Origin of the sequence: Xanthomonas sp. PPL134 (assembly GCF_040595915.1) — a bacterium.
Lineage (GTDB): Bacteria > Pseudomonadota > Gammaproteobacteria > Xanthomonadales > Xanthomonadaceae > Xanthomonas_A > Xanthomonas_A indica.
In genome coordinates, this window is record NZ_JAMDLL010000001.1 from 737,506 (window position 1) to 748,911 (window position 11,406).

Annotated in this window: 10 protein-coding genes; 3 read left to right on the forward strand and 7 right to left on the reverse strand. The window is 65.8% G+C overall.

The features are described 5' to 3' along the window. Nucleotides 1–31: 31 nt before the first annotated feature. Nucleotides 32–775, forward strand: a complete 744-nt coding sequence (locus tag M3U25_RS03210; protein WP_355500276.1) for a DUF1080 domain-containing protein — start codon at nucleotides 32–34, stop codon at nucleotides 773–775. A 289-nt stretch (nucleotides 776–1,064) separates the two neighbouring features. Here M3U25_RS03210 and M3U25_RS03215 read toward each other — a convergent pair whose 3' ends face one another. Genes M3U25_RS03215 through M3U25_RS03235 form a run of 5 tightly spaced genes read right to left on the reverse strand, consistent with a single transcriptional unit; the run spans nucleotide 1,065 to nucleotide 5,686 of the window. Next, on the reverse strand, nucleotides 1,065–1,361 hold the full coding sequence (locus M3U25_RS03215) for a cytochrome c (RefSeq protein ID WP_355500273.1): 297 nt from the start codon (nucleotides 1,359–1,361) through the stop codon (nucleotides 1,065–1,067). A 17-nt stretch (nucleotides 1,362–1,378) separates the two neighbouring features. Further along, nucleotides 1,379–2,233, reverse strand: a complete 855-nt coding sequence (locus M3U25_RS03220; protein WP_355500270.1) for a sugar phosphate isomerase/epimerase — start codon at nucleotides 2,231–2,233, stop codon at nucleotides 1,379–1,381. Between the two features lie 19 nt (nucleotides 2,234–2,252). Further along, nucleotides 2,253–3,377, reverse strand: coding sequence for a Gfo/Idh/MocA family oxidoreductase (locus M3U25_RS03225; RefSeq protein WP_242156838.1), 1,125 nt, complete (start codon nucleotides 3,375–3,377; stop codon nucleotides 2,253–2,255). An 11-nt stretch (nucleotides 3,378–3,388) separates the two neighbouring features. Then, nucleotides 3,389–4,606: a nucleoside permease gene (locus M3U25_RS03230; RefSeq protein WP_355500265.1), complete on the reverse strand. Its 1,218-nt coding sequence runs from the start codon at nucleotides 4,604–4,606 to the stop codon at nucleotides 3,389–3,391. A 27-nt stretch (nucleotides 4,607–4,633) separates the two neighbouring features. Then, nucleotides 4,634–5,686, reverse strand: coding sequence for a sugar phosphate isomerase/epimerase family protein (locus tag M3U25_RS03235; RefSeq protein WP_355500262.1), 1,053 nt, complete (start codon nucleotides 5,684–5,686; stop codon nucleotides 4,634–4,636). A 98-nt stretch (nucleotides 5,687–5,784) separates the two neighbouring features. On the opposite strand from M3U25_RS03235, the gene M3U25_RS03240 reads away from it, so the two are divergent. Then, complete coding sequence (locus M3U25_RS03240) at nucleotides 5,785–6,792, forward strand: LacI family DNA-binding transcriptional regulator (RefSeq protein ID WP_160947024.1); 1,008 nt, start codon at nucleotides 5,785–5,787, stop codon at nucleotides 6,790–6,792. Between the two features lie 224 nt (nucleotides 6,793–7,016). Next, nucleotides 7,017–8,999: a S9 family peptidase gene (locus M3U25_RS03245; protein ID WP_355500410.1), complete on the forward strand. Its 1,983-nt coding sequence runs from the start codon at nucleotides 7,017–7,019 to the stop codon at nucleotides 8,997–8,999. A gap of 329 nt (nucleotides 9,000–9,328) precedes the next feature. On the opposite strand, the gene M3U25_RS03250 is transcribed toward M3U25_RS03245, so the two are convergent. Beyond that, nucleotides 9,329–10,894 (reverse strand): asparagine synthase-related protein, encoded by a 1,566-nt coding sequence (locus tag M3U25_RS03250; protein ID WP_355500258.1) that lies wholly within the window; start codon nucleotides 10,892–10,894, stop codon nucleotides 9,329–9,331. 114 nt (nucleotides 10,895–11,008) lie between these two features. Next, nucleotides 11,009–11,173, reverse strand: coding sequence for a hypothetical protein (locus tag M3U25_RS03255; RefSeq protein WP_242156848.1), 165 nt, complete (start codon nucleotides 11,171–11,173; stop codon nucleotides 11,009–11,011). Between the last annotated feature and the right edge of the window lie 233 nt (nucleotides 11,174–11,406).

Below are 11,406 nucleotides of genomic sequence, written 5' to 3' on the forward strand. Positions count from 1 at the left end.
GCTTTACCTTCCTCCCGTTTCTGGAAACACGATGACCAGACCCCTGCTGATGGCCGCCTGCCTGCTGGCCGCGGCGCCTGCATTCGCGCAGGCCGACGGCGATCCCGCACGCGACCCGACCAAGACCGAAGTGTGGAAGCCCGTGCCTGCGATCGTGGCCACGCCCCCAGGCGGCGCGCCTTCCGATGCGATCGTGCTGTTCGATGGCAAGGATCTGTCGGCCTGGGAGTCGGAGCAGGGCGGACGCGCGCCCTGGACCGTCGCCGACGGCGCGCTGACCGTGGTGCCGGGCAGCAAGGGCATCCGCACCAGGCAGCGCTTCTGCGACATCCAGTTGCACGTCGAGTGGCGCACGCCCACCGAGACCCGCGGATTTGAAGGCCAGCAGCGGGGGAACAGCGGCATCTTCCTGCAGGAACGGTATGAGTTGCAGGTGCTCGACAGCGACAACAACCTGACCTATGCCAACGGCCAGGCCGGTGCGATCTACAAGCAGGCCATTCCGCTGGTGAATGCCTCGCGTGCGCCGGGCCAGTGGCAGGTGTACGACATCATCTGGAAGGCGCCCCGTTTCTCGCAGGGCGGCGGTCTTACTTCACCGGCCCGCATCACCGTCCTGCACAACGGCGTCCTGGTGCAGGACGACACCGTGCTGTCCGGCAAGACCGAGTACATCGGCGCGCCGTCGTATGCGCCGCATGCCTGCGCGCCGATCCTGCTGCAGGAGCACGATTCGAAGGTCAGCTACCGCAACATCTGGGTGCGCGAGCTTTAGCGCCGGCGCGCAGTCGGCGCCGGTCGCCTGGGACGTCTGATCATTCCCGAACCTGACGTGCCGCGATCGCGCGCGCTTGTGGCAAGAAAAGCGAAAGCAGTGGATGTCCACGCCCAAGCGATGACCCAGCGATGGGCGCACACAACCACGGTCTTTCGGCTTGGGGCGGGCAGGCGCGCGGCCCATGCAGTGCTGCTTGCCCTGACAGCCGGTCAGGCGCTGCGCCACGCAACGCCGGCCGTGCGCCTGCCACACTCAGTGCGGCAGGCTCAGGAATTGGCGACAGTCCCTACTGCGCCAGGAAGCTGGCGAGGTTGTCCACGTCCTGTTGGGACAGCTGCGAGAAGGGCGGCATCAGCCCACCGCCGTTGCGGATCTTCTCCTTGATCTGCGCGGGCTGCAGACGCTTGCCCACGTCGGTCAGCGCGGGGAACGTCGGCGGGACGCCCGCGCGATTCGCGCCATGGCAGGCGGTGCAGTGGGTTGCGTAGAGCTGCGCGCCGGCCGTCGGGTCGTCCTTGGACCACGCCGTGGCCGCAAGCGTCGTCCCCAGCAGCATCACGGCCATCGTCAGGATCGTTTTCAAGCGGGCCTCCTTGTGGATTAACGCGGCGCGGCGGCGGGCAGGTGGTCGCGCAGGTACGCCGCCCCGGTCTTGATGACGGTGGCCGGATCGCGCGGTTGGTCGTGCTCGATGATGTACCACTGCACGCCGCTCGCCGCCGCGGCAGGCAGGATCGCGCTCCAGTCCAGCACGCCCTGGCCGACGGCGGCGAAGCCCCCTTCGTCTGTGGCCTGGCCTTTCGGTGCATTGTCCTTGGCGTGGACCGAGAACAGGCGGCCCTTGAACTTGCCCAGCATCGCCGCCGGGTCGTAGCCCGCACGCGCGACCCAGGCCAGGTCCAGCTCGGTCTGCAGATCGGGGCCGGCCGCGGCGAACAGCAGTTCCAGGCCGGTCTTGCCATCGAAGTCGACCAGTTCGAAGTCGTGGTTGTGATAGGCCAGGCGCATGCCCTTGGCGCGCACCCGCGTCGCGAGCTGGCCCAGTTCCTTGCCCAGCGCGGTCCAGCCTGCGGCGTCGGTGGGCCGCTCCTTCTGGTCCAGATACGGCACCACCAGCATCGTGTTGCCGATCGACCGGTTGAACGCCACCACCCCGTCCAGGTCCTTGCGCAGGTCGGCCAGTTGCACGTGGGACGAGATCGCCTTGATCGAATACCTGTCCAGCAGTTGCTTGAGTTCGACCGCGCCGACGTTCTGCGTGCCGACCGTTTCCACTGCGCCCACGCCTGCGTCATGGACGATCTTCAACTGTTGGTCGAGCGAGCCGGCGTTGCGCAGCGTGTACATCTGCACCGCGATGGGCGCCTGCGGTCCGGCCATGTCGTGGGCGAAGGCGGGCAGGGCAGCGAGGAGCAGCAGTGCGAGGGTTGCGGTTCTGCGTGTCGGTGTGTTCATCAAGAAGTCCTCCCGGGAGTCAATCGATGGATGTCCAGCCGCGTGTCCTGGCCGATGTGATGACGCGATCGACGATCAGCGCCGAGCGCGCCCCGTCGTCGAAGGTGGGCAGGCCGTCCGGCCGCTCGCCTTCGATGGCGCGGTAGGTGTCGGCGACGAACGCCTCGAAGCAATCGCCGTAGCCCTGCGCGTGCCCGGCCGGCAGCGTCGCCAGCCGGCGTTGTTCGGCGCTGCCGGCACCCGGCCCGCGCACGAAGATTTCCTCGCGCTGGTCGGGCCGGCCGATCCAAAGACGCTCTGCGTCCTCCTGGTCGAACGCGACGCTGGCGCTGGCGCCATCGATCTCGAACCAGAGCCGATTGCGGCGGCCCGCCGAGACCTGGCTGACCGTCAACGCGGCCAGCGTGCCCGCGCCAGTCCTGAGCATCGCCATGGCCACGTCTTCGCTCGCGACCGCCTGCATCGCGCCGCCCGCCGCCGGCGTGGTGAAGCTCTGCCCGGTGTTGGCGCCGCGCTCGGCGATCACGGTCGCGAAGGCCGCGCTGACCTCGGCGAAGCGCTCGCCGCTCACCCATTCCACCAGGTCGCACCAGTGCGAGCCGATGTCGGCGAACACGCGCGACGCGCCGCCCAGCGCCGGGTCCACGCGCCAGTTGTTGCTGGCAGGGTCCAGCAGCCAGTCCTGCAGGTAGCTGCCGTGGATCAGACGCAACGGCCCCAGTTCGCCCTGGGCGATGCGGGCGCGCGCCTCGCGGACCACCGGGTGGTAGCGGTAGACGAAGGGCACCGTGGCGACCAATCCGGTCGAGCGGGCCAAGGCCGCCAACGCCCGGGCGTCCTCCAGCGTCGTCGCCAGCGGCTTCTCGCAGATCACGTGCTTGCCGGCGTCCAGCGCCGCCTGCGCCATGGCGCGGTGCAGATGGTTGGGCGTGCAGACGTGCACGACCTGCACCTGCGGATCGGCGACCACGTCCTCGAGATCGCGATAGGCGCGCGGGACATCCCACGACTGGGCGACCTCGCGTGCGCGCTGCGGGGAAGAGGCGGCGACGCCGCGGACCGCGGCGCCGGCCAGCAGCGCCGCGCGACGATGCACGGCGCCGATCATGCCGGTGCCGACGATGGCGATTCCAAGCTTGGGCATCGGTGGGCTCCTCAAGGCGCGGAAGGGGCGGCCGCAACGCTGGGCCGGTCGCGGAACAGCAGCAGGAAAGCGACCAGCACGACCAGCGCGACGCCGGCCGGGAACAGCCAGATCCGCTGCCAGTCCGGGCCCGTCGCGGTGGTGTAGTGCTCCACCACCGCGCCGGACAGGAACGTACCGATCAGCATGCCCACGCCATACGTGGCCAGGGTGATGAAGCCCTGCGCGCTGCTGCGCGCGGCGGGGCCGGCATGCGCATCGGTGTAGATCTGGCCGGTGACGAAGAAGAAGTCGTAGCAGATGCCGTGCAGCACGATGCCGATCACCAGCAGGGCAAAGCCGCCGCCGGCATCGCCGAAGGCGAACATCGCGTAGCGCACCACCCACGCCGCCATGCCCACCGCCAGCATCGTCTTGACTCCCAGCCGCACGAACAGGAACGGCATGGCCAGCATCAGCAGGACTTCGGACACCTGGCCCAGCGATTGCAGGCCGGCCGCGCCGCGCACGCCCAGATCGTTGAGGTACGGATTGGTGAAGTTGTAGTAGAACGCCAGCGGGATGCAGATGGCGATGGACGCCAGGAAGAACACCAGATAGGAGCGCGACTTGAGCAACCGCAGCGCGTCCAGGCCCAGGATCTGCCCCAGCCCGGCGTCGCGCTGTCGCGCCAGGGGCGGTGTGTGCGGCAGGGTGAAGGCATACAGGCCCAGGGCCAACGAGGCCACTGCCGCCATCCGGAACGTCAGTTCGAGCCGATGCGCCTGTTCCCAGCCCAGCCAGCCGATCAACACGCCTGCCACGATCCAACCGACGCTGCCGACGACCCGCACCGGCGGAAACTGCTTTTCCGGCGATTGCATGTGCCGCATCGCCACGCTGTTGGCCAGTGCCAGCGTCGGCATGAACAGCAGCATGTAGCCCATCACGCAGGCGAAGAACACGCCGAAGGTGGTCGCGGTGGACGCCAGCCACAGCAGCACCGCGCCAGCCAGGTGCAGGAGTGCGAGGATGCGCTGCGCCGCGAAGTAGCGATCGGCGATCAGGCCGACCAGGAACGGCGCGACGATGGCGCCGATGGACTGGCTGAGGAACGCCGTCGCCACCTGGCTCGCGCTGGCCTGCAGGGGACCTTGCACCAGGTACGTCCCCAGGGTCACGAACCAGGCCCCCCAGATGAAGAACTGCAGAAACATCATCGCGCCCAAGCGCGACATGGTGTGCGTCATGACGTCCCCTCCCAGGGCGGTAATGGCTCAGGTCCCCAACATGCGGCGCAGCGATTCCGGATCGGCGCCACTGCCGGCGAAGTCGTCGAAGGCGCGCTCGGTCACGCGGATGATGTGGTCGCGAATGAACGCGGCACCCTCGCGTGCCCCATCTTCCGGATGCTTCAGGCAGCACTCCCACTCCAGCACGGCCCAGCCCGGGAAATCGTATTGCGCGAACTTCGAGAAGATCGCCTTGAAATCGATCTGGCCGTCCCCGAGCGACCGGAACCGCCCCGGACGATCGATCCAGTCCTGGTAGCCGCCATAGACGCCGCTGCGCGCGCTGGCCCGGTACTCCGCGTCCTTGACGTGGAAGATGCCGATCCGCGCGTGGTAGCGATCGATGAAGCCCAGGTAGTCCATCTGCTGCAGCAGCAGGTGGCTGGGGTCGTACAGGATCTTGGCGCGCGGATGGTGGTCGACCACGTCGAGGAAGCGCTCGAAGGTCGCGCCGTCGTGCAGGTCCTCGCCCGGGTGGATCTCGAAGCACAGGTCCACGCCGCAGGCGTCGAAGGCATCCAGGAGGGGGCGCCAGCGCCGGCCGAGTTCGGCGAAGGCTTCTTCCACCAGGCCAGGCGGGCGTTGCGGCCAGGGGTAGAAGTAAGGCCAGGCCAGCGCGCCGGAAAACGTGGCATGCGCCGTCAGCCCCAGGCGCTGGCTGGCCTTGGCGGCCAACTGAAGTTGCTCTACCGCCCAGGCCTGGCGCGCGGCGGGGTTGCCGCGCTTGTCCGGCGGGGCAAATCCGTCGAACAGGCTGTCGTAGGCGGGGTGGACCGCGACCAGTTGCCCCTGCAGGTGGGTGGACAGCTCGGTGATCTGCAGGCCGTGCCCGGCCAGCATGCCGGCGAGGTCGTCGCAGTACGCCTGGCTGTGCGCGGCCTGGGCCAGATCGAACAGGTGGGGCGCGCTGGTCGGCACTTGTAGGCCAGAATAGCCCAGGCCCGCGGCCCATTCGGCCAGCGTGTCCAAGCGATTGAAGGGAGGTGTGTCGGCGATGAACTGTGCCAGGAACAGCGCTGGACCCTTGAGCGTCTTCAACGTGATTCGCCCTCATGCAATCGATTGAATCATCCTAGCATGGGCCTCCCGCAAGACCCGTTGTGCACTGCACAGCAGAAAGAAGAAGAGCTCAGTTCATGGCGACAACCATCTACGACATCGCAAAGCACGTCGGCGTCACCGCCGGCACGGTGTCGCGGGCGCTTTCCCGGCCGGAGAAAGTCCTGCCCGCCACGCGCGCGCGCATCGAGCAGGCCGCCGCCGCGCTGGGCTATGTCCCCAACACGGTGGCCAGGACGCTCAAGACCCAGCGCAGCGGCAAGCTCCTGGTCACCGTCCCGGACATCGCCAATCCGTTCTTTGCGCAGATCCTGCAGGGCGCGGAAGACGCCGCGCAGGCGGTCGGCTACGCGGTCCTGCTGGGCGATACCCAGCACCAGCCCGACCGCGAGGAGCGCTATGCGCAGATGCTCCGGCGCAACGAGGCCGACGGCCTGATCGTGCTCGGGCACCGCCTCCCGCCGACGGCGCGCGAGATCGTCAAGCAGCAGGGCGCGGCTGCGCCGGTGGTCAACGGCTGCGAGTTCGACCCGGCGCTGGGGATTCCCAGCGTCCACATCGACAACGCGGCCGCCGCGCGCGCCGTGATGGACCACCTGTATGGCCTGGGGCACGAGCGGATCGCCGTGGTGGGCGGCCCGCCCGACAATCCCCTGCATCAGCAACGCCTGGAAGGGGTCCGGGCCTGCGCCAAGGCGCACCGCCGCCTGCGCAGCCTGACCGTCGTGCCGGGCGACTTCTCCGTGGAATCCGGCCATGCGGCTGCGGTGGCGCTCCTGGGCCGTGCGCCCGCACCGACCGCGATTTTCTGTTTCAGCGACCAGATGGCACTGGGGGCCCTGGCGGCCTGTCGGGACCTGGGCATCCGCGTGCCGGACGACCTGTCCATCGTCGGCTTCGACGATCTGGCATCGTCCAGTTACCTCACGCCCCCGCTGACGACCATCAGGCAGCCCATGCGCGACATCGGGGTCCGCGCGGTCAACCTGCTGCTCGCCATCATCGAGCGGGGGGACGTGCCGCTGCAGCAGACGCTGGATTTCCGCTTGATGGTGCGCGGGTCGACCGCGGCGCCGAGGGGGTAGGCGACCGCGGGATGTGGGGCGATCGGTTCGATCGGTGCCCGCTTCCGCTTCCGTTTCCGTTTCCGTGGCAGAGGAAGGGCGTACGGCCTCCAGGCTGCACGCCCTTTTTGGCTTTCGGCCGTGACGTCGCTGGAGGTCGGCGCCCGGGGTTCCGGTGCGCCAGTGGCAGCGCTTGGATTAGACTTCACGCGTACGTCACGCCAACAGGAACAGGGGAACAAGGAATGAAAAGGGGACTGCACGCAGTCGCGTTGTTGTGTCTGCTGGGAGCGGGGAATGCGTGGGCGCAGGTGGATCTGGCGCCGTACCTGGTCAAGGAGCAGGTGGAAACACTGAAGTTGTCGCCCACCGGCGAGTACTACGCCACGACGGTGCCCCTGGAGGATCGCACCGCGCTGGCGATCATGCGCCGTGCCGACAACAAGATCGTCGGCAGCTTCTCGATGGAGAAGAACACGCACGTCTCCGATTTCGTGTGGGTCAACGACACGCGCGTGCTGTTCAACATGGTCCAGAAGATCGGGCAGCGGGACCGGCCCTGGGGGACCGGAGAACTGTTCGCGATCAACGCCGACGGCGGCGCGGCGGAGTTGTTGGTGGGCCAGCGCGTGACCGGCAACGGGCCGGGTACGCTGATTCAGACCAAGAAGGTGGAGAAGGTCATCGCCCAGTGGGTGGGGCCGCTACCCGGCGACGATCGCAACTACATCATCCAGGCGCAACCGTTCAGCACCAGCCAGGATCCTTACAGCCGTACCGAAATCATGGACGTCTATAGCGGTCGTCGTCGATTGCTGACCGGTTCGCCGAAGGTGCGTGGTGCAGATTTCTACAGCGATGAGCAAGGCAATGTGCGCTTCGCCTCGGGAGCCGATGCCGACAATGCCAAGAAGCTGTTCTATCGCGATGCGCAGGGCAGCGACTGGAAGCTGATCAACGACGAAAACGTCAGCCAACACGTCGAATTGCCGATCGGGTTCTCCGAGGATGGACATACCGCCTATCTCCTGGTCCAGCAGACCAAGGGCAGCGACGTGGTTGAGTCTTGGAATGTGGACAACGGGGAGCGCAAGGTGGTGGCGCGCGATGCACTGGCCGATCCCTACGCGATCATCTATCGCCATGGCACCCGCGTTCCGGTTGGTGTCCAAGTGCTGGGCGACACGCCGCGTAGCCTGTTCTTCGATAGCGCCTCGCCCGAAGCCAAGACCCAGCGCTCGCTGGAAGCGGCATTCCCGGGACAGGCGGTCTACGTCACCTCCAGCACGCGCGATGGCCGACTCAACCTGGTCAACGTGCAGTCCGGTCGCAATCCGGGTGAGTTCTACCTGTTCGACACCGTCGCCAAGAAGGCCGATTTCGTGTTCGCACGCCGTGCCGCGTTGCAGCCGCCGAAGCTGGCCGAGGTGCGGCCGATCGCGTTGCAGGCGCGAGATGGCCTGTCACTGCATGGGTTCGTGACGCTGCCGGCGGCGGCCAAGTCCGGCAAGGTGCCGATGGTGGTGATGCCGCATGGCGGCCCGTTCGGTGAATCCGACAAGGGCATGTTCGATGACGATGCGCAGATCCTGGCCAGTGCCGGTTACGCGGTGCTGCAGGTCAATTATCGGGGTTCCGGCAACTACGGGCGGGCGTTCCAGCAGGCGGGCGCCGGCCAGTGGGGCGGCAAGATGCAGGACGACGTCACCGACGCCACGCGCTGGGCCATCGACCAGGGCATCGCCGACCCGCAACGCATTTGCATGTACGGTGCCAGCTATGGCGCCTATGCGTCGTTGATGGGCGTGGCCAAGGAGCCGACGCTGTATCGCTGCGCGGCCGGTTATGTCGGTGTCTACGACCTGCCGATGATGTATGTCAGGGGCGACGCCCAACTGCATGAAGCCAGCCAGAATTTTCTGCGGGAATGGATGGGGACGGGCAGCGAATTGGCCGCGATCTCACCGGTCAACCTGGCCGACAAGATCAAGGTGCCGGTGTTCCTGGCGGCTGGCGGCGAGGACGAGCGCGCGCCCATCCAGCACTCCAAGAAGATGGAAGCCGCGCTGAAGAAGGCGGGCGTGCCGGTGGAGACACTGTACGTGCCGACCGAGGGCCACGGCTTCTACACCGAGGCGCATCGACGCGAGTTCTACACCCGGCTGCTGGCGTTCCTGAGCAAGTCGTTGGGTGGTGCGCAGGCGGCGCCGGCGCCAACCAAGCAGTAAGTGATCGGCGCCTGACAAGCCGCGCCGAGGTCCTATGCGCTACAGCAGTGCGGCATCAGTGCGGTCCGGTGCGTCCGGATCGCACTGATGCGGGGGGATGCCATAGCTCAGTGTGAGCAATTGGCACTTGGAGGATTTGTCGCCGTCATCGTCGTGGATGGCGCGGGCTGAGTCGCGATCCTCGGTTGCCCCTGCTCAGCGTGTGCCGCGGGTTACTTGCGAGGTGAAAACTGGCGCTGCATCAAGTACCGATCACCACTTCGACACCGTCGTGCCGCCACGTCCGGGCCTGCCGGGACGGCCGCTTCGAGGCCTGCTGAGTGCGACTGTCAGGCAAACTGCCGAACGAAGCGCTCCAGCCAAAGGAACGAGATCAACGGTGCCGTCAGTGGACGCGCGCGCGTCGCCACCAACTCGTCCAGCAATTGCAGTACGGCGTCTCGGTCGACCAGGCCCAAGTCGGCGAGGGCGCATTCGCTCAACTGCATGGCGATCGTCCTGGCGTGATGTGCGATCAACGCGGGGAGCACATGCGCGAACGTTTCCTTGCAATAATTCCGCGGAAATATGTCGCCTACCTTGGCCCGTAAATAGCGCCACATCGTTTCTCGATCTTTACGGCACTCGAGGGGGAGGCCCCGACAGAAAGCCACCAGATGTGGATCGCTTAAGGGATTGACCGGCCAGAGGCCTCGCCGAAGCAGATGGGGAGCCTGGCACGCGTTAGACGCCAATAGGGATGCGGACAACAGGCCGGCGGGAGCATCAAATCCACTGATCGAGCGCGATGCAGTGAGCGCGCGGGGCGTCAACAACAGGTTCGCGCGACGCTTGGCTTCTGCGGCCACGCCGCTGCCGGGACCGGCGGTGGGATGTTCCTCGTTCCGGTACATTGGGAGCAGCTGGTCTCCACCAATACCGGTGAAAAGCCATTCGCTGCCCTGTGCTTGAGCGCAGTCCCACAAATGTTCGAACGCTTCGAGATAGAACTCGGCAAGGGGATAGTCCGGTCGAGCCGCACGCGGTTGCAGATCGAGCGTTGGCGGAAATGAAACGATAGAGACGCTCGTGTCGCGAAGGCCGAGCTTTTCAACAAGCATGCGGCGGCGTTGGACCTGGTTTTGACTGTCTCCCTCGTCGAGCAAGATTCCAAAGCTCAGGATGTTGTCATGCGATCGCGTCAGAGCGCACGCAACGGTCGCCGAGTCCATGCCCCCACTCAACTCCGTGGCCACCCGCTTCGACGCGGGACGAATCGATGTGGCACGGTGCAACAGCTGCTCGAATCGCGCTACGCCGCAGTCGATCAGTGCTTCTTCGGAAGGGGGTACGGTTTCAGCAGGCAAGGGATAGACGTAACGCGTCTTGCCCGGCTCGGCGTAAAGCGTGGCGCGTTCTGTCAGCATCACGACGCCCGAACACAGCTGCCTGGCGGCGTAGTCCGCGTTGAGTGCGAGACGCCGACTGGCCATCTCCAGGTCGATGGTGGTGGGCCGGGAAAAAAAGTCGGCCAGATCGTAGGAGAGTTCTATTGTGGTATCGGTGACCCGGCAATAGACCGGCACCGATCCGAGAAGGCCCGCGCGCAATTTCAGTCGGGATCCGGCCTGGGCCACTTCGATCATCAGATAATCAAGCGGCCAAAGAAGGGCTTCTTTGTAGAGTTGGTTGAATCGATCGGCGTCGACCAACGCGTCCGCCTCGGTTTTTCCAAATGCGATATCCGTGCAGCGCTCGCGTACTGTTGCGAACCACTGTCCCTGCGTGCGAACCACGACGGTTTCCAGCGCAGGGTGACGGTAGGGCGCGATCTGGCTGTTCCCGAGACACAGGAGATTGTCCTGCCACACCGGGGAATGTTCGAGGTCGGAAAAAGCGACGTTGGCCTTGATCATGGCGACTCGGCTGCCTGCGATCGGCGTCGGGTGGTTATCGCGCTTTCGAACAGAAGAACGCCGCCTGATGGCGGCGCTCTTTATCGCGATGCCTTGGTGCAATCGCCGTCGTTTTTAGCCGCCAGGTTGCGTGGAGTACCCGCGAGAATCCTCACCAAGATAAGGCTTCATCTCGCAGACGCCAGCCGCCGCGATATTTTGCATGGGCTCGTCGAGCTGGATAGCGAAAGGATTGGAAAGAGAATCTTGTTTCTCAAGCTTGCCATCTTGAATTTTCATCACAAAACTCCTTTTTCTAGATGTCGTCATGTGGCGACGAGCAGAAGCTAGCACCGCGCCCATGGCAAGACAAGTTTTTATGGGTGCAATTGTTTCATGTGAAACATATGAAACTAGGCGTTTCAAATGCTTCTCTACATTTATGTGCGAATGACGCCTGTACGCGCTGTTGATTTGCCTTGAGGTGGCGCCGGACAAGGCCGGTATGGCAGCGGGGATGTTATACGTGCCAA

Bases quoted from the DNA above. Each gene is read 5' to 3' on its own strand.
- M3U25_RS03250 (WP_355500258.1), bottom strand. From the start codon at position 10,894: ATGATCAAGGCCAACGTCGCTTTTTCCGACCTCGAACATTCCCCGGTG.
- M3U25_RS03230 (WP_355500265.1), bottom strand. From the start codon at position 4,606: ATGACGCACACCATGTCGCGCTTGGGCGCGATGATGTTTCTGCAGTTC.
- M3U25_RS03220 (WP_355500270.1), bottom strand. From the start codon at position 2,233: ATGAACACACCGACACGCAGAACCGCAACCCTCGCACTGCTGCTCCTC.
- M3U25_RS03225 (WP_242156838.1), bottom strand. From the start codon at position 3,377: ATGCCCAAGCTTGGAATCGCCATCGTCGGCACCGGCATGATCGGCGCC.
- M3U25_RS03255 (WP_242156848.1), bottom strand. From the start codon at position 11,173: ATGAAAATTCAAGATGGCAAGCTTGAGAAACAAGATTCTCTTTCCAAT.
- M3U25_RS03210 (WP_355500276.1), top strand. From the start codon at position 32: ATGACCAGACCCCTGCTGATGGCCGCCTGCCTGCTGGCCGCGGCGCCT.
- M3U25_RS03240 (WP_160947024.1), top strand. From the start codon at position 5,785: ATGGCGACAACCATCTACGACATCGCAAAGCACGTCGGCGTCACCGCC.
- M3U25_RS03245 (WP_355500410.1), top strand. From the start codon at position 7,017: ATGAAAAGGGGACTGCACGCAGTCGCGTTGTTGTGTCTGCTGGGAGCG.